This window comes from Pararobbsia alpina (genome assembly GCF_965118125.1).
Classification (GTDB): Bacteria; Pseudomonadota; Gammaproteobacteria; order Burkholderiales; family Burkholderiaceae; genus Pararobbsia; species Pararobbsia alpina_A.
Genome location: NZ_OZ221287.1, coordinates 2,192,426 through 2,210,742, shown reverse-complemented (window position 1 = coordinate 2,210,742; position 18,317 = coordinate 2,192,426). Strand labels below are relative to the sequence as shown.

The 18,317-nt window shown below is 62.6% G+C and carries 15 protein-coding genes; 7 read left to right on the top strand and 8 right to left on the bottom strand.

Annotated elements, in window-relative coordinates:
• The first annotated feature begins 1 nt into the window (after position 1).
• From ACMFWR_RS09645 to ACMFWR_RS09620, 6 genes are all read left to right on the top strand, one after another.
• On the top strand, positions 2-1,063 hold the full coding sequence (locus ACMFWR_RS09645) for a chemotaxis response regulator protein-glutamate methylesterase (RefSeq protein ID WP_413191459.1): 1,062 nt from the start codon (positions 2-4) through the stop codon (positions 1,061-1,063).
• A gap of 28 nt (positions 1,064-1,091) precedes the next feature.
• Positions 1,092-2,111, top strand: coding sequence for a diguanylate cyclase domain-containing protein (locus ACMFWR_RS09640; protein WP_413194840.1), 1,020 nt, complete (start codon positions 1,092-1,094; stop codon positions 2,109-2,111).
• 132 nt (positions 2,112-2,243) lie between these two features.
• Positions 2,244-3,620 carry a GGDEF domain-containing protein gene (locus ACMFWR_RS09635; protein WP_413191458.1) on the top strand — a complete coding sequence of 459 codons (1,377 nt, stop codon included), beginning with the start codon at positions 2,244-2,246 and terminating at the stop codon, positions 3,618-3,620.
• A 64-nt stretch (positions 3,621-3,684) separates the two neighbouring features.
• Complete coding sequence (locus ACMFWR_RS09630; protein WP_413191457.1) at positions 3,685-5,025, top strand: EAL domain-containing protein; 1,341 nt, start codon at positions 3,685-3,687, stop codon at positions 5,023-5,025.
• Between the two features lie 204 nt (positions 5,026-5,229).
• On the top strand, positions 5,230-5,637 hold the full coding sequence (gene arfB, locus ACMFWR_RS09625) for an alternative ribosome rescue aminoacyl-tRNA hydrolase ArfB (RefSeq protein WP_413191456.1): 408 nt from the start codon (positions 5,230-5,232) through the stop codon (positions 5,635-5,637).
• 93 nt (positions 5,638-5,730) lie between these two features.
• Positions 5,731-8,169, top strand: coding sequence for an FUSC family protein (locus ACMFWR_RS09620; RefSeq protein WP_413191455.1), 2,439 nt, complete (start codon positions 5,731-5,733; stop codon positions 8,167-8,169).
• Between the two features lie 104 nt (positions 8,170-8,273).
• Here ACMFWR_RS09620 and ACMFWR_RS09615 read toward each other — a convergent pair whose 3' ends face one another.
• The gene (locus tag ACMFWR_RS09615) at positions 8,274-8,570 is read right to left on the bottom strand and encodes a hypothetical protein (protein ID WP_413191454.1); all 297 of its coding nucleotides are present in this window, start codon (positions 8,568-8,570) and stop codon (positions 8,274-8,276) included.
• A 62-nt stretch (positions 8,571-8,632) separates the two neighbouring features.
• The gene (locus ACMFWR_RS09610) at positions 8,633-9,097 is read right to left on the bottom strand and encodes an Lrp/AsnC family transcriptional regulator (protein ID WP_413191453.1); all 465 of its coding nucleotides are present in this window, start codon (positions 9,095-9,097) and stop codon (positions 8,633-8,635) included.
• Between the two features lie 150 nt (positions 9,098-9,247).
• Here ACMFWR_RS09610 and ACMFWR_RS09605 point away from each other — a divergent pair, with 150 nt between their 5' ends.
• The gene (locus tag ACMFWR_RS09605) at positions 9,248-9,835 is read left to right on the top strand and encodes a cysteine dioxygenase (protein ID WP_413191452.1); all 588 of its coding nucleotides are present in this window, start codon (positions 9,248-9,250) and stop codon (positions 9,833-9,835) included.
• Between the two features lie 7 nt (positions 9,836-9,842).
• On the opposite strand, the gene ACMFWR_RS09600 is transcribed toward ACMFWR_RS09605, so the two are convergent.
• The 6 genes from ACMFWR_RS09600 to ACMFWR_RS09575 form a co-directional block, all read right to left on the bottom strand.
• The gene (locus tag ACMFWR_RS09600; protein WP_413191451.1) at positions 9,843-12,563 is read right to left on the bottom strand and encodes a mechanosensitive ion channel domain-containing protein; all 2,721 of its coding nucleotides are present in this window, start codon (positions 12,561-12,563) and stop codon (positions 9,843-9,845) included.
• 190 nt (positions 12,564-12,753) lie between these two features.
• The gene (locus ACMFWR_RS09595) at positions 12,754-13,215 is read right to left on the bottom strand and encodes an Rrf2 family transcriptional regulator (protein ID WP_413191450.1); all 462 of its coding nucleotides are present in this window, start codon (positions 13,213-13,215) and stop codon (positions 12,754-12,756) included.
• Between the two features lie 378 nt (positions 13,216-13,593).
• Positions 13,594-14,133, bottom strand: coding sequence for a hypothetical protein (locus ACMFWR_RS09590; RefSeq protein WP_413191449.1), 540 nt, complete (start codon positions 14,131-14,133; stop codon positions 13,594-13,596).
• A gap of 54 nt (positions 14,134-14,187) precedes the next feature.
• Positions 14,188-14,934: a DUF2968 domain-containing protein gene (locus tag ACMFWR_RS09585; RefSeq protein WP_413191448.1), complete on the bottom strand. Its 747-nt coding sequence runs from the start codon at positions 14,932-14,934 to the stop codon at positions 14,188-14,190.
• 48 nt (positions 14,935-14,982) lie between these two features.
• A complete protein-coding gene (locus tag ACMFWR_RS09580) occupies positions 14,983-16,377 on the bottom strand; it encodes a sigma 54-interacting transcriptional regulator (RefSeq protein WP_413191447.1) in 1,395 nt (464 codons plus the stop codon).
• A gap of 138 nt (positions 16,378-16,515) precedes the next feature.
• Positions 16,516-18,273: a TadG family pilus assembly protein gene (locus ACMFWR_RS09575; RefSeq protein ID WP_413191446.1), complete on the bottom strand. Its 1,758-nt coding sequence runs from the start codon at positions 18,271-18,273 to the stop codon at positions 16,516-16,518.
• Positions 18,274-18,317 lie beyond the last annotated feature (44 nt).

Here is an 18,317-nt window from a genome sequence, read left to right as displayed (position 1 = left end):
GATGAAGATCGGCATCGTCAACGATCTCGCCCTCGCCGTCACGGCCTTGCGCCGTGCGTTGTCCCTGCGCCCCGACCATCAGGTCATCTGGGTCGCGAAGGACGGCCAGGAAGCGGTCGACTATTGCTCGGTGCAAAAACCCGATCTGATCCTGATGGACCTCGTGATGCCCCGGCTCGACGGTGTCGAGGCAACCCGTCGCATCATGGCTGAGAGTCCGTGCGCGATCCTGATCGTGACCGTGGATGTCCACACCCACGCGCAGCGCGTCTACGAAGCGATGGGCGCCGGGGCGATCGACGCAATCGACACACCGATTCTCGGACACAGCGACGCCCGCAAAGCCAGCAGGCCGCTGCTCGACAAGATCGACCAGATCGGGCGCATGACCAGCGAACGCGATCCCGTGCGCCGCGCCATGCCGGAGGCATCGTCCCAACCTGCCGGCGAAAGCGCGACCCAGCTCGTGGCGATCGGCGTCTCGGCCGGCGGCCCGGCGGCGCTCGCGACATTACTCAGTGCACTGCCGCGGGATTTTCCTGCGGCGATCGTTATCGTCCAGCACGTCGATCGAGCCTTTGCGGTGGGTCTCGCACAGTGGCTCGACGAGCAATCGGCGCTGCGGGTGCGGATCGCCACGGAAGGCGAACGCCCGCAATCGGGCGTCGCGCTGATCGCGGCCACCAACGATCATCTGACCTTTCTGCCCGATGGCCGCCTCGGCTACACGCGCGAGCCCGTTCAGGCGCCGTACCGCCCGTCGGTCGACGTGTTTTTCCAGAGCCTGGTGCAACGGTGGCGCGGCAAGGCGATCGGCGTGCTGCTGACGGGCATGGGGCGCGACGGCGCCGCCGGACTCAAGGCGATGCGCGATCACGGCCACTGGACGATTGCGCAGGACGCCGCGACCTCCGCGGTCTACGGCATGCCGAAGGCTGCAGCGGCGCTCGATGCAGCGAGCGCGATCCTGCCGCTGGGTTCGATCGCGCACGCCCTCGCTCATGCGCTTGCCGAGCCGGGGCGCCACGCCAACTCCGTGACACGGGGTGACAAATATGAATAGACGAAACATGGACCACACGACACACCCGATGATGGAACCCGATCTCGATCAGGGGGCCATGGACGAGACGCGCATCATGGTGCTGCTCGTCGACGATCAGGCGATGATCGGCGAAGCAGTGCGACGTGCATTGTCGACCGACGAGAACATCGGCTTTCACTATTGCTCCGATCCTGAAAAGGCGGTGCAGGCAGCGGAACTCACGCGCCCGACCGTGATTCTTCAGGACCTCGTGATGCCCGGCACCGACGGCCTGACGCTTGTGCGCAAGTACCGCTCGATCCCGCTGCTGCGCGATGTGCCGATCATCGTGTTGTCGACCAAGGAAGAGCCGGCCGTCAAGAGCGCATCGTTCACCGCGGGCGCCAACGACTACCTCGTGAAGCTGCCCGACACGATCGAACTGATCGCACGCGTGCGGTACCACTCGCGCTCCTATATCAATCTTCAGCAACGCGATGCCGCCTATCGCGCGCTGCGCCGCTCGCAACAACAACTGCTCGAAACCAACCTCGAGCTGCAACGGCTCACGCACTCCGACGGCCTGACTGGCCTGTCGAACCGCCGGTACTTCGACGAATACCTGCAGGCTGAATGGCGCCGCGCGGAGCGTGATCGCACCGAGCTGGGCCTGTTGATGATCGATGTCGACAACTTCAAGTCGTACAACGACACCTACGGTCACGTTCGCGGAGACGAAGTGCTCAAACAGGTGGCGACGACCCTCCAGCGCGTGGCGAATCGCCCTGCCGACCTCGCTGCGCGTTTTGGCGGCGAGGAGTTCGCGATCGTGCTGCCCGCTGCCTCGAGCGGCGGCGTGCGGCTGCTGGGCGAACGCGTGCGGCGCGAGATCGAGGCGCTCGCGCTGGTTCATGAGGGTTCATCGACGGGACCTGTGCTGACGATCAGCGTCGGTGGCACGAGCGCGCAGCCTGAACCGGGTGCGCTGGCGACGCGTCTCGTCGAGGCGGCCGATCGCGCGCTCTATCAGGCCAAGCACGAAGGACGCAACCGCGTCGTCATTGGCCAGGTGGCGGCCCAGGGATAAGCAAAGGACACTACGGCTATGCCACTGTTTAACGGCACAACCGCGGCCAGACTTAAGCGGGATTTTCCCCGGGTATCGGTGGCGGATTTTCCCCTGCTAGATTCTCCCGGTCGTCAAGGTAGCGGAGATCGGATGGAAGATGTGATGGGCGTGCGCGCTTCGCGCCGGCACCAGGCGCTAGCCGCCCTGGTGACGCTTGCGCTCGTCGCGACGTTCGTCGCCGTGGCCCCGATCGCGTCGGTGCCCGGCCCCATGCTCACCGCCTTCTTGCCGCTGTTCGCGATGGCCGTGCTCGTGACCGAGGGCATCACGGCCTATCTGCTCGCGTCGCAGTTCGTGATCGCGCGCGAGCCTTTTCTCGCGGCGCTGTCGGGTGCCTATGGGTTCACCTCGATCACCGTGACCCTGCAGCTGCTGATGTTCCCCGGCGTGTTCTCACCCACCGGGTTGTTCGGCGCCAATGCGCAAAGCGCGGTCTGGATGTGGGTCTTCTGGCACGCGGGCTTTCCTTTCATGTTGCTTACGTCCGCTTCGGTGCGTCGCAAGTACAGCATCGACCCGATCGAACCCAGGCGGCTGCAGCTTGTCGGCTTGCTCTGCATCGGCATTCCGCTGCTGCTCGCCGTCGGCGGCGCCTACCTCGCCATTCATTGCGACCGCCTGCTGCCGGCGCTGATCGGCGCGAACGGTTCATACACGAATCTGATCAACGGGCCGATCGGGCCGGCGGTCATTGCAATCAATCTCGTTACACTTATCGCGATCTGCGTCTCGGGACGCTTCCAGACCGCGCTCGATCTGTGGCTGGCGGTGGCGGCGCTCGCGAATCTCGTGGACGCAAGCCTCACCCTGATCGCCTCGTCGCGTTTCTCGCTGGGCTGGTACACGGCGCGCGTCGCCGCCCTCGTCTCGTCGATGGCCGTGCTCAGCGTGCTGCTCTGGGAAATCAACCGCCTCTACCGCGGCTTGCAGAAAGCGCATGCGCGCCTGCAGGAGTTTTCAATTCGGGACGGGCTCACCGGTGTCTACAACCGCCGCTTCTTCGATGAGCGTTATGCGCGCGAAATCGAACGTGCCAAGCGCACGGGACGGCCGCTGTCGATCCTGATGGCCGATGTCGACCATTTCAAGCAATTCAACGACACGCAGGGACATCAGCGCGGCGACGAATGCCTGATCGCTGTCGCGACCGCGATCTCGCGTCAGGCCAGACGGCCTGGCGATTTTGTCGCCCGCTACGGCGGCGAAGAGTTCGTGTTCGTCCTGCCCGATACCGATCGCGCAGGCGCGGCCACCGTCTCCGAACGTGTTCGCGACGCTGTCGCCGCTTTACGCATTGCATCCACGGCGCCTTCGGGTATTGTCACGCTGAGCGTGGGTGCGTCGACGATCGAACGCACCCCGCCCACGACCGATGCATTGTTGCGCGCCGCCGATACCGCGCTCTATATGGCCAAAAATAGTGGCCGCAACCGAGTCTGTTTCTCGGACATTGCGGTGCCCGCATGATGAGTACTGAACTGACCTGTTGCAAAGCCCGCGTTCGCGCGGCACGACCGTCGAGGTGCGAACGATGACCCGCGCCTCTGTTGCAGCCGCCACGCCGCGCCGCGCGGCGCCACCGCTCGACATGCTGTTGTCCATGATGGAACGGGACGGCAACAGCTGGTTCGCGAACTATCGCGGCATCGAGATCCGCAGCGCGTTCCAGCCTGTGCTGAGTGTGGCGCATGCGAAGGTGATCGGCTTCGAGGCCCTGATGCGCGCACGCACGCCCAAGGGCGAAGCGTTGCCGCCGCCGCTCGTGTTCTCGCTCGCACGCCGTCACGATGAAGCCGTGCTGCTCGACCGCCTGTCGCGCGCCGTGCACGTCGCGAATTTCGCGGACCAGGGCGGCGATCTCGGCTGGCTCTTCCTGAATGTGCTGCCGCAGATCCTCGAGGCCAGCTGGGAAGACGCTGTGTTCGCCGAGGACCTGATCAAGCATTTCGGACTGCCCGCCGAGCGCATCGTGCTCGAAGTGCTCGAGCAGCCCGCCGCCGATGAGCGTACGTTGACGCGCACGGTCGATGCATTCCATAGCAAGAACTTTCTGATTGCGATCGACGACTTCGGCAGCGGCTTCTCGAATTTTGACCGGATCTGGTCGACGCGCCCCGATATCGTCAAGCTCGACCGCTCATTGGTCGGGCGTCTCACGCAACGCAGCTCGGATCACGAGCTCATGCGTCATCTCGTCTCAATGCTCCATCAGGCGGGCACGATGGTGCTTGCGGAAGGTGTCGAGGCCGACGGCGAGTTGATGGCGCTGATGGATGCGGACGTCGACTTTGTGCAAGGGTACTGGCTCGCCCGACCGCATTTTTCCTTGTCCCGCGCGCGCCAGGCCGCGCTCGAACGTGCGCCGCTGCTGTGGCCGTTGTTCGGCTCGCACGTCGCCCGCGCCCCGCACTTGCCCGCGATCCGCTTCGAATCGTTCGAATCGACGATGACCGCGGCCGCAAACCTGTATGCCCGCGAGCGCAGTCTCGAACGCGCCGCCGAGATCGTCTTCAAAGTCGCAGGCGCGCGGTGTGTGTTCACGGTCGATGAACACGGCATGCAGGCGAGCGACGCGGTACTCGCGCCGTTGCCGCCGGGACCTGCGGCTGAGCGTCGCGACGCAGCCAAGCGCCGGCTCGCGCCGCTGCTCGATGGCTCGCCGGGCAATTGGTCGCGCCGTGCGTACTTCAAGCGAGCGGTTGCGGCGCCGGGCCGCGTTGCGGTCATGGGTCCGTATTTCTCGCTGACCGAGGGCAAGGGTTGCCATACGGCGGCCGTCTCCGTGCTCGTCGACGGGCGGACTACGGTGTTCTGTGCGGACTTCGTGCCCAACGACGACGGCGCGGAACTCGATCTCTCCGATACGGAATAACGCGCCATCCGGGACGATGGCGCGTCGGTGCTTGGTGCAGGATGCGTGGCGTACGTAACGTGTGTGGCGTACGTCGCGCAGCTGACCGGTTGTTCCCGCCGCGACGCTTCGTCGCACCCGCTCGCACATCGGAGCCCGCACAGGGTAGGATGACCGGTCTTGTCATCCCCTTGACCCTGTTCGCCCCTTTCCGATCGCCGCACCATGTCCAGGACCGCCTTCACACTGCTGCCCGAAGAAATCGAGATCACGGCCGTGCGCGCGCAAGGCGCGGGTGGCCAGAACGTCAACAAGGTGTCGAGCGCGATCCACCTGCGGTTCGATATCCGCGCTTCATCTCTGCCGGATCTGCTGAAGGAACGCTTGCTGTCGCTCGCCGATCACCGGGTCACGCGTGACGGTGTCATCGTCATCAAGGCGCAGACCCAGCGCACCCAGGAACGCAATCGCGACGAAGCGATCGAGCGTCTTCGAGAACTGATCGACAGCGTCAGCGTGACACCCAAGACACGCCGTGCGACCCGGCCGACGCTGGCATCGAAAGTGCGACGTCTCGACGGCAAGACACGCCGCAGCGAGGTCAAGGCCGGCCGCGGACGGGTCATTGACTGACACGCGATCAGCCTTTACCTACTGCCCACCCGGCGCCAGACAGGCTAGACTGACCGCCATTCCACACTGGCGTCCGGAGCCCATCGCCACTCGATGCGATATTCGACCGAGATCAAGAAGTTTCTCTATAGCCAGTACTTCTACGGCGGCCTGCGCATCGCGTTCGGCGTTTCATTCCCGGTCATCCTGTGCATGCTGGTGCTGCACGACACGGACCTTGGATTTACGATTTCGGCCGGCTGCCTTGCCGCGTCGGTCGTCGATATGCCCGGCCCGGTCAAGTACAAGCACAACGAGATGCTCACGTGCACGGTGCTCGGCTTTCTGTCGGCGCTCGCCACCGGACTTGCGACGCCGTTCCCCGCGGCGCTCTTCGTGACCGTCGTCGCCCTGTCGTTCACGCTCTCGCTGCTCGTCGTGTATGGCTTTCGATGGCCGCAGATCAGCTTTGCGACGCTGTTCATGATGATCCTGACCATGGACTCGACGTTCACGGTGCTCGAAGCCATCACGAACGCGGCGTGGATCCTGGCAGGCGGTCTTTGGTACACCTACTGGAGCACCGCCGTCAGCTCGCTACAGCGTGACCGGATCGAACAGCAGGCCATCGCCGACAACCTGTTTACCCTTGCCGAATACGTGCGTGCCCGCGCGGCGTTCTATGACCCGCACAACGATCTCGACGAGTGCTACCGGAACCTCGTGCTCAAGCAGATCCCGACGGTCGACAAACAGGACGCCGCCCGCGATATCGCCCTGCGCAATCTACCGAGCCTGCGCGACGGACGCCTCGATCCGCATCGCACGGTGCTCTTCAATCTGTTCATCAATACCGTCGACCTGCACGAAGGTGTACTTGCCGCGCATACGGACTATCCGCTGGTGCGCACGACCTTCGGCGACTCTGACATCATGCTGTTCTTTCGCGACTTGCTCGACAAGCTCGCCGACGATCTCGAACACGTCGGGCTCGCGGTGTTGCGCGATACGCCTGTCGACGAGCGCGTGCACACGAAGGCCGAATTTCGCGCGATCGAGTACGAGATCGAGCAGCTGCGCAAGAAGGACTATCCGACACTGCATCCTGAAGCGTATTCGGCGGTCGTCGCTTCCTATCGCCGAATCTGGAGTGCCGCACGGGTGCTCGACAAGATGCGCGTCAACACGCATCACGACGTCGCCGTGCAGAAGCCCGAGATGCCGGTCGACAAGGCGCTCGATCGCTTTCTCGTCAAACGCCGCGTGCAATGGGGACTGCTGCTGTCGAACCTGACGATGGCCTCGCCAAGCTTTCGTCATGCGTTGCGAGTGGGCATCGCCGTTGCACTGGGCTTCTGGCTCGGCCGGATCCTGCCGCTGACGCACAGCTACTGGATCTGCATGACGACGATCATTATTCTGAAGCCCGGCTTTTCGCTGACGCGCCAGCGTAATACGCAGCGGATCATCGGCACGACGATCGGATGCGCAGCAAGCGTCGCCCTGATCTTTGCGATTCACAATCGCGAACTCGAGCTGCTGATCATGGCCGCATGCATGGTCATGTCGTACAGCCTGACGATCTTCAACTACACGGCCAGCGTCACGTTCACGTCGGCGTTCGTGCTGATCCTGTATCACCTGCTTGCACCGGCCAGCATGCGACTGATCGGCGAGCGCGCGATCGACACAGCGGTCGGCTGCGCACTGGCGATTGGCTCAAGCTATCTGTTTCCGTATTGGGAGTACCGGCTTATGCGGCCGGCGGTCAAGGAAGTCATTGCGTCGATGCGCCGCTACCTCGATACGGTCTGGCCGCGAGGGGCTGTGGATCCTGATACGGCAAAAGCGGCCACGGCAGCAGGCGCAACCGTCGCCACTCCGGCAGTTACCGCGGTCGACACGGCCGTCGGGACCCTCGCGGCCCACGCACCGTCCAGCACTGCCGCAACCGATGCAGTGGCGAACGCAGCGTCTGCGATGGGTCCCGGCCCGGCCATGCAAAGCGGGAAACTCGGCGAAAATCTCGGCAGCCGCGCTGGCAGCCGTTCACCGACACGCGCGGCAGACGCCGTCATTGAGTCCGATTTTTCGCGCCGCCTCGCGCGCAAGAATATGCACGTCGCGTTTGCGAATCTGGGCAACGCGTTTCAGCGCATGATGCTCGAACCGAAATCGCAGCAACGCTTCGTGGCCGAACTCAATGATCTGCTGATACAGAGTCACGCGCTCGGGTCGCAGATGGCCGCTGCGACACCGCTGCTGATCGCACCGCCCGCTCCCGCCTCGGAGATCGGCAAGCTTGATGATGCGCTCGCCGACGTGCGGACCAACCTGATGCTTGCGGAGCAAGCGGACGCGTCGTCACCGTCCACCGATCTCAGAGAACACACGCGCGTGCTCGACTCGATGGTCGTGGCACTCGAAAAGGACACGGCGGTCACGGCCGAGACCGTGCAGGACCTCAAACTGCTGATCCATCAGACCAAGCAGATGCTCGCCGTCTCGCAACGGATCCGCAAAGACACGGCCGCAATCCGCCTGCCCGCCTGACGCGGCGTGTCCGCGCGGCTTACTCGACGCAATTTGCCCGACGCAATTTGCCCGACGCAATATGCCCGACGCGATGTGTCCGGCGCCGTTTGTCCGACGCTGCCTTATTGGCTTGCGGCGGATGCGGGGGCCGGCGCTGCGGTCGCCGGGCTGCTTGACGCATCGGCACCCGACGCACCGGTGCCTGAAGCATCCGCTCCCGATGCACCGGGAGCAGCTGAAGCAGGCGAAGCCGCTGACGCACCCGATGCGGCGCTCAACTCGGCGCGTTGCTCGGCCTCATACTCGTTGCGCCCCGAGATGGCCTCGTAGAGCAGCATCGCAATCATCAAGGCGACAAATACAAATACAAAGACGCCGACCCATCGGACCGCGTCGAGTTTTTTTTTCTGTGCGTTCATGAGGCAAGGATGGCATTCGGGCGGCAAGAAGCGCCGCCGGGTTCGCCGCGCATTCTACGCGTCTATTCTTCAAGCGACCTGACAGGCAGCGCCGTCGAGTACTTGATCTGCTCCATGGCAAAACTCGAACTCACATCGTGAAGCGGGACATCACGAATCAACCGTTTGTAAATCCGGTCGTAGTCATCAATGTCCGACACCACCACCCGCAGCAGGTAATCCGTCTCGCCGCTCATGCGGTACACCTCGACGACTTCGGGAATCGTCGAAACCATGTCGGTGAATTGCTGTGCCCAGGCCTCGTTGTGCTGATTGGTTCGAACCGAAACGAACACCGTGGTGCCCACGCCAAGTTTGCGCGCGTCGCAAAGCGCCACTTGCGAGCGGATGACGCCATTTTCCTTGAGCCGCTGCACGCGTTTCCAGCACGGTGTCTGTGACAGATTGACCTGTTGAGCGAGTTCGGCCACCGGAGTGGTCGCGTCTCGCTGCAGCAATTCGAGGAGCCGTCGGTCGATCTGATCCATTTTGCAATTCCGTAGAAAAAAATTCTATCCGGTAAGTTTTGCAGACAATATTTTAGAAAAGTTTTCGAGGGTGTGAATGATATAAATCCCTTAGCAGTATCAAGCACTTCGCAAGGATTTGTGAATTCAGGCCCAAATAACGAGCACACCATGCCCTCGTCACTTTCCGTCACTCACCCTATTCCCAGCACGAACCGTGCGCAGGCCGCATTCAAGGCGCTTTCCACGCACTTTCGCGCCGCGCTCGAGGCCGCCTGTGGCACACCCTGCGACGTATTCGGTTCGCGCGTCGGGGCGGCGCTGGCGGATGCCGCGGCACTCGTCGACGTCTTGCCGGCCGACGTGCTGCTCGGCAGCCCCGAACGCTATACGCGGCATGTGCTGGCGAGCGATCCCACGGGGCGATTCGCGGCCGCGGCCCTGATCTGGCGGCCCGGTCAGATGACACCCGTGCATGGCCACCATACGTGGTGCGCCTACCGGGTCGTCAAGGGCGTGCTGACCGAAGAGCATTTCAGATGGGATACCGCGGAATTGCGTGCAATCAGCACGGGCACGCGACACCGGTCAGCCGGCGCGGCATCGTTCGTCGGCGCAGGATTCGAGGGCATCCACCGCCTGGCCAATCAGAGCAGCGAGATCGCGGTGTCCTTGCACGTCTACGGGGTACATGCCGATGCGCTGGCCACCCGCGTCAATCACTGCGTCGATACTAAGCTGCCGCGCCAGGCCGCATGACGGCGGGCTAACCGGGAGCATCACCCGCTGTCGGGATCTGCGGTTGCACCTGGTTCGACGCCTGAGTCGCCTCGGGCACCACCTCGGGCTCGTGTCGCTTCGCAGCGCGGCCCCCGGCGTCGCGCGAGCCGGCTCCGGCGGCACCGGCCGTGACCGGCACCGCTGCTTCGGGCTCACGCGCGACTGAGGGCGGCGTGGCAGGTGGCATAACGGGTGACGTAAGGGGCGGCTTCGGTGCCGGCGCGTCCTCCGTCACCCCTGCGTGCTCAGCCGGCTCGTGCACCGTAAATCGTTCGCGGCTATCCGACGTGGCCATCTGCTCCGGCACCAGCAGCGCGCCCGGACGCAATGCGTCACGCACGGCGCCCTCTCCCATCGTGCCCATCGCACCGATTGCGCCCATGGCGCCGACACCCTCGTCGGATTGACGCAGCATCATCTGCGGCACCGGAATCTCGATGCCCGCCTCATCCATCTTGCGCTTGAGCCGCTGATTGAACGCCCGCACGATCGGCCATTGCTGAAGCGGCCGGGTGCGAATCTGGCCTTTGATCACCATCCAGTTCGGATCGAAGCGATCGAGCCCGAACACCTCGACCGGGCCGAGCATCTCGCGCCGATAGCGAATGTCCTCATGAAGCTCTTGCCCGACTTCGCGGATCAAATGCGTGATGTGATCGACGTCGGCTGAAAACGGCACACGGACGTCGAACACGGCGAACGCAAAGTCCCGCGAAAGGTTCTTGATCGTCTTGATCTGGGAAAACGGAATCGCATGAATCGCGCCTTGCGCATCGCGCAGCCGGCAGGTCCGGATGCTCAGCGTTTCGACAATCCCGGCGTGACCGCCGTCGACCTCGACCGAGTCGCCGACCGAGATCGTGTCTTCGATCAGGATAAAGAGACCCGTGATCAAATCCTGCACGAGTGACTGCGCCCCGAAGCCGAATGCGAGGCCGATCACGCTGGCCCCTGCGAGCAACGGCGTCACGTTGATCCCCAGATTCGCGAGCGTCGAAATGATCACGATCACGAGGATCACGACGAACGTGAAATTGCGTATCAGCGGCAGCATCGTGCGCGCGCGACTGCTCGGTTGCGATTGTTTGCCGTGATGCGTCGTCGGATTCAGCGCCTCGGTGACCGCGGTATCGAGCACGATCCACACGAGCCATGAAAAGAACAGGGTTGCGCAGATGCTGAAGATCGAATGACTGATGCCGCGCCCGCTCGCCGACTCCTGCGCAAAACGAATGACGGAGTGATTCCACAGACGCGCGCTGAGCTCGATAAAACCCAGCCAGACGAACATCGTGATCAATGAGCCGAAAAACCGCACCAGCCGGATCAGGTAAACCGATTGACCGTGCCGAAGCCGGCGCTTCGCACGTTCAGGCGAGCGCGTCAGATGGCGAACGATGGCGGTCAGGAAGAAGGCCACGACCATCAGCAGGGCCGTACCGATCGCCTCCTGGAGCACATGCTCCGAGGAGTCCGTGCTGATCAGCGTGGCGACAATCGACGCCGCGCACAGCAACAGCATCGGCACATGCCAGAGCGACGCGATGATCGAGAACGTCTCGTTCATCGCACGATGTTCAGTTCGATAGTCGTAGGCACGGTTGCCGAGCAAGTGCGCAACAGGACGGCGAAACGTCAGCGCGAAAATCGCAGCGCACAACGCCGCGCCCATATTGCACGCTGTCGACAACAGAGCGGCAAGATTGCCGCCCAACGCCGCAATCACCCGCTCGTCGACCGCAGCATCGCCCAGCGCACCGAGCACGCCGATCACCACGAGCAAGCGGCGGGCGTGCACGAGCAAGGCCTGAACCGCGGCGCGCCGATGGCCCGCTGAAAACAGCGAGAACATGATCAGGCAGAGCGCCGAAAATGCGGCGCCCGCGACGATCGCATACGACACGACCACGGCCAGCGTGCGGCCCAACGAAGGATCGAGTGCGCGCGACAGCCACAACGTCGCGAAGAACGCGACCGTCAGCGGTGCGATGCGCCGCGTGGCAAACAACAGCAGCGCAGGCGTCGTCGGATTCGGATGCAGACTGACCGTGTAGTTGAAGTAGCGCGCCGAGCGACGCTCCGCAAAGGCGAGCGCGAGCGCCGTGAACGCCCAGATCGCGAGCATCGAGAAGAAGTCGAGGACAAGCTCCTTGAAAGGCGTGCCCGTGCTGCCGTAGAAGATCCCGACGAGGTCACGCCCTGCCGCATGCACGCGTGTCTGCCAGTAGCTGACCGGTGAGCGGCCCACACGAACATTCTGTTGCACTTCCGTCAGGCCCGTCGCGATGGCACCGAGCAAGCCGGCGCTTGCCGCCGGCGGTGCGGGCTGAGAGGCATCGGCAAGGCGGTTCGCATCGCGCAGCTTCTTGAGCTGACTGACGAGCGCCGTGCGTTGCCGGTCGTTGTCGAGCGTGGCGATGACGGAATCCAGCGACTGCGCGAGTTCCGCACGGCTCGCCGCTGTCGGCGCAGACGCTGCCGATGCAGGCTCTGCGGGCGCAATCAGCTTTGCGAAGGTCGGTAACGAAGGGATAGCCGCGGCGGCACCGGTCGGCGCGACAGGTGCGGGAGCTGGAGCGGTTGTCGGTGCAGGCGCGGCAGCAGCAGCGCCCGATGCATAGGCCATCGACGCGGGCGCGCATACACCGACGCCTGCGAGCACCAACCAAAGGAAGAGAAAACCCGGCGCCCACGCGTGCAAGCGCATCACCCGTCGTGGCCGGATTGTCGAAAACTGCGGACGCATCAAGCCCTCTGCAAGACGTTAAAACGATCGCGCACCACCGTGTGTTTGCACGGTGGTGACATCGGCCGCTATTTTGCCTGCTCGCAGGGCTCAAAAAGAAGATCAGCGACGACGCACGCCGATCGTTTGAAACAAAACGTTTCGCAAATAATCAGCCGACTTTGCGTTTGGCGACCTTGCGAACGCGGGCCCGTTCATGCTGCGCGAGCGACCCCGCGATGTCGGCGAGCGTCTGCTCGGCGAGCGTGGCATCGATCGCATGTTCGATACGATCCGACACTTCGAGCAGGACGGTGCGGATGTGTCGGCCGACCACCGACCCCGCTGCCGGACGTTCCCGATGCAATGCGAAAACCGGCGCGTCTTCGAGAGCTCGATAGACATCGACCAGCCGGATTTCCGCGGGGTCACGAGCAAGCAGCGCGCCACCGCCCGTGCCGAGCTGTGCTGTTGTCAGGCCTGCCTGCGCAAGCATCGACAGCAGGCGCCGGATCAGCGCCGGGTTGGTATTGACGCTTGCCGCTATGCGCTCGGATGAAAGCGGCGAACCGTCATGAAGGGCAAGCATGGCCAGGATATGTACACCGACCGCGAACCGACTACTGGTGTTCACTGTCTCTCCTCGTCGATCATGGAATGATCAAGGCAAACATGCTCACGATTGCCAGGGGTTTCACCGGCTTCGTTGATTCCGGGAAACTGAAACGAGAATAGGTACAGATATAGAGACGGTCAAGGGATAAGTGGCGCGCAAACCATTGCGTGGGTGTTTGATGCAGTTACATGTTCTTACGCGACGGCCGGACGAATATCTCGCCCCGGCCGCGCCACCGGACGAATTTGCGCTGCGAACGGGCATGCGCAGAGCGTAATCGCGCCGGATACCGTTCAAACGGGAATGAATGCGTCGCGCGGACATCGAGCGGTGCCCGGCGCGGGACCGTATGAACCACAAGACGGCAGACCGGCCGGACGATGCCGCGAATCGAACTTATTGACTGGCCGCGCTCGCCGCGTCGGGCGCACTCGCCGCAGTGGCACCGCTGGCGATCGCCTGCAACTTTTGTCCCGCGGCAACGAGCCCTTGGCCAGCTTTCGCGGCAACCGATGAGGCGGCTTCACCGAGCGCCGCGTTCGTCGCGCTCGCGATCTGTCCGAAGCTTGCACCCGATGCGGGGATGCCGACCGCAGCCTTTGCCGCGTCAACGAGTGAGGCCGCCTGAGCACCGACTGCACTCGCTGCGCTGGCGACGGCCGAGGTGGCTGCATCTACTGTGGGCTTGGCGGCCGACACTGCCGATGCGCCTTCTGCCACGGCAGCGCTCGCAGCACTGGCCATGCCGTTGATCGCACCGGATGCCGCATCGGCCGCGCTCGCCGAACTCGCGGCCTGATCCGTCTGATTCGATTGGGAATGGCAACCGCAGAGCCCGGCAACCAGCGCCACTGAGGCTGAAGACAACGCAAACACCGCCAGCGTAGTGGCGGCGTACCGGGACGCGCGTGCGCCCCGGGCGATTCGGACGTTCATACACTTCTCCGGACGAATGGGTCGTGCGTGAAGTGTAAGTCCTTCGGAAGCGATTTAGCGCAAACGGCGCGGCAAGCCGCTTTCAGTTTGCTGACGCAACTGTTCGATCTGGCGACGCAGATCATCCAGCTTGGCCTGTTCAGCCTTGCGTTGCGTCTCGAGCTGCGCCGCTTGCTGCGCCGTATCCTGCTGACGCGCGACAACTTCGGCCTGCTGCGCCTTCTGGTTGTCGAGGTCGGCCTGCAGGAATGCAGCGCGCTTTTCGCTCAATGCGATGAGCTTGGCCGTATAGGCCTTCTGCGCTTCGAGTTTCGTCCGACGAATCTCGATTTCCGAGAGTTGCGCCGTGCGCTTCACGAAGTCGGCATAGATCCCTTCAGCACGCGTATCGCTCGTCGTCTTGATCACGCGCCAAAAATTTTTCTGCTGAAACAACGTGACGTAGTACGTCATTTCGTTGCCGTTGAACAACAGACTTGCCCCGTAAGTCCCGTTGTACGACGTGCGCAACTCGGTCACTGCATTGGTCTGGATGAGCTTTTGAAGCTCGGCGACCGTGCCGCCCGCGTCCGGATCCGGCGTGGCTTGCTCGGTCAAAGCGGTCTGCGTCTGGCCGGTTGCGAGAGGCGCATCGGCCGTCGTGCTGGCCGACGCCATCGCGCTGTCCGCCGCGCCAGGCTGGGCGGCCGACGCGACGACTGCCGTATCTGCCGTCGCTGTCTGGGCCTGCGCCTCGTTTGCCGCGCACACGACTGCGAGCGCCGCGAGCGCTGCGCGCATTCCCACCAACTTATTCTTCATGTGAATCCACAGATCTAATTATTATGAGACGCGCAATCTTACTCAAATTTACTCAAACTCGCGCGTCTCCGGTTCGTCATCGAACATCCGATATTTCCGCATCTTTTCCCAAAGGACCTTACGGCTGATCCCGAGAAACTGCGCAGTATCCTGGCGGCGCCACCCGTTGGCCTCGAGGGCGTCGGAGATACGGCCGCGTTCCGCCATATCCCACTTACTGCGATCAATCACCTCGACGCCCGGTTCGGTGCGTGGTGCCGGGTTATGGCGGGCGCGCTGCACAATGCCTTGCAGGCGTTCCGCGTCCCACCCGAGCTGCCGCACCGTCACGCCGATCCGCTCGGCGAGGTTACGCAGTTCACGAACATTGCCGGCGAAATACGTGTCGGCAATCGCATCCGTGAGCCAGTACGGAATATCGTTAAGTTCGGCCAGTTTGTCTTCACCCAGTACAGAAACCAAAAAAGCCTTGAAAATCGCGATCTTATCGACTGCCCCCCGCTCTTCGAGGCTCGGAATCGTCAGTTCGATCACCGCCAGCCTGTAATAGAGATCGGCACGAAACAGCTGTTCTTTAATCAGATCGGGTAAGTTTTTGTTGGTCGCTGCAACAAGACGAAAATCGAGCTGGATGGGAGTGGCGGAACCGATTCGCGTGACGGCACTGTCTTCGAGCACGCGTAACAACTTGACCTGCTGATAGTGAGGAAGATCTCCTATTTCGTCGAGAAATAAAGTACCGCCGTCGGACTGTTCAAAAAACCCTTTATGCGCGCCGACCGCGCCGGTAAAGGACCCCTTGGCATGACCAAAAAACAGTGATTCAAAGAGGCCATCGGGAATCGCACCGCAATTCACCGCGATAAATGGCCCTTTTCCATATTGGGTGTTTTTTTCGTGCAGCAATTGGGCAATGCGCTCTTTGCCCACCCCGGTCTCGCCATGCAATAACACGCTGGCGTCGCAGTCGGCGAAGGCGTCGACCTCCTTCAGAAACTTCTGCATGGGCTCCGAATTGGCGATCAGCGCGGTCGGCGCCTGCGTTTGCGCGCTGTGCGCGCGCATCTGGAGCACGAGCTTCGTGACCATGCTGCGCAATTCGGCGCAGGTGAAGTCGACGGCGAGGATATGCGAGTACTCGGCCGGAAACATCGAGGGATCGGAGGTGCGCGCCGCTGCGCCGACCCAGACCACCGGCATGCCATGCGCGGTTTCCCAGTCGCGCGCCGAGAGCGAGCCGCTGTCGATCACGCTCACGCTCATCAGGGCGATCGACGGACGCGACGCGACGCGCTCGGCCGAGATCGGAATGCCGTCGGCGCGAATCACCTCGACTTCGAAACTCGCCATGCAGCGCGCGACACGCTCGACGATGTCTGTCTTGCCTTCCCAGACATAGATATCGAGCTCGTCGATCTTCGGGATAGTGGTTTTATTGGCCATGGTGTGTTGCGGCTACGTGTTCGGGTGCGGGGTGCTGATGTTCATGTCCATTTCAATCTTCACGGTCATCTTCGACGCACTATCCGACGACCCATCGTGGCAATCGTCGTTGCCCGGATCATCCGCGCGGGGTCCTTTCTATTTGACGAGTTGCACATTGCCGCAGGTGAGTGAGACATCGGTCACGGTCGCCTGTCCGACCTGAGCGCCGACGAGCCCCAATACCTGCGGGATCACCGCATTCAGGGCCGGCGTGAGCAGGCCGACAATGCCGGTCGTAACGTTCTGCAGGACAGTCCCCAATCCAAATGTCTGAAGCGAAATGGGAATACCGCCGACATTCACTGTCAGGTTCGTCGTCAGGTTGCCAATCAGGCTGTTGCCGGACGTGCTCAACGCCGTCGCAAGGTCCGAGCCGGCCGCATTGGAATTAACGTAGACCGGGTTGGGCTGACTGATCTGATTACTCACGCCGATGAAGGTGTGCGCCTGTGGTGAGCCTGGCGCGAGTTGAAGTGAGCCACCCAGACTGGTCACGGTCACCAGGTTATTCAGCGCGGTGACCACCGTCGTAGCCGGAGTGCACGATGACGAACTCCCGCTGAATATCTTCGACGCGTTATCCGAAATACAGATTGCAGCGATACCTGGCGTGATCTGCACGGTACTGCTGCTGTCACCTGGTCCGGCACCACATTGCGTCTGGGACAATGACGCGGTCGCAGGCGCCACGGTGATCAACACCGGAAGCGAAACGGAAAGAAGTGTTGGCAGGTTTGGCACTGGCAATGCACCGCTGCCGACGTTCACGCCAAGCTGCAGGAATAGCTGAACCTGTTGAGAACGCGCAACCGCACTCGCGCTGCCCGCTTCGCCGACGGCGAGCACAGGCGGCTGCCCCAGGCTCAGCTGTACCTTGCTGGCCAGCACGCCATTGGGAAGGTTCGGTAGCAGGCTCGTGTCCACAGTGATTGGCGCTACGTTTGACGACGTCGTATTCGCGATCATCGCCGCGACCATCACAGCATCGAGCGCGTCGATCGTGGCGTTCGATGCCGCATTGATATTCTCGAGTCCGATGTCGAGCAGTCCCGTCTGATTGTTCGCACCGTTCATGGGCACGCTGTTGCCGCCGTTCGACGTATTGGCCCACCCCACGAGCTGAGACAGAAAGGGTTTCGATGCGTCACCGCTCGGCACAGCGTTGTCGATCGCCGTGATCAGCGTCTTGAGCGTAGGTTTGGTCGCCAGCATCTGCACAATATCGTTTGCACCATTCGAATTGAGCTGAACGGCGAGATTCGAAAGCTTGATCTGAGCCTTGGCGAGCGCCGTGTACGAAACAACGTCAAGATTCACCGAGGAACCCAGCAGCGCCGACAGCACGCCGTTAAGCAACGCAGAATTGCCCGTCTGCAACGTCGCAAGCGTTGTACCCAGCGTGAACGCGCCAATATTGACCACGCGCGAGGTCGACGCAACGGCAATCCCCTCACCTTTGCTACCCACCATCGGCATGAACCAGTATTTGACGTTGCTGTTGAGCTGCACGTAAATACCGTTGACCGTGGTGTACGGCGCACCGACGATCATGAACTGGTTCAGCTTCGTATCGAAGTGCCCGCAGTTGACCGTGTAAGCACCGCTATAGCCATTGGAAGTGGCAATCTGCGCAACGACTGTTTGCGCACCGCCGCATGTATCGTCGAGGCGCTGCGCAGCCGCCAGCGCCATCATGTCGGCGACGCCTTGCAAATGACGGCGTTGCCACCAGACGTGCCCGACGTCCACCACACCCAACGCGACGATGATCGTCATGAGCCACAACGCAGCCGTGATCGCGATGCTCCCTCGCATCGCGCGCGCGGCATGTTGACGCTGAATGGGTTGTCTCATGATCCTTCCCCGATCGCTTCGCCTGCTTCCATGGCCAGCGAAAA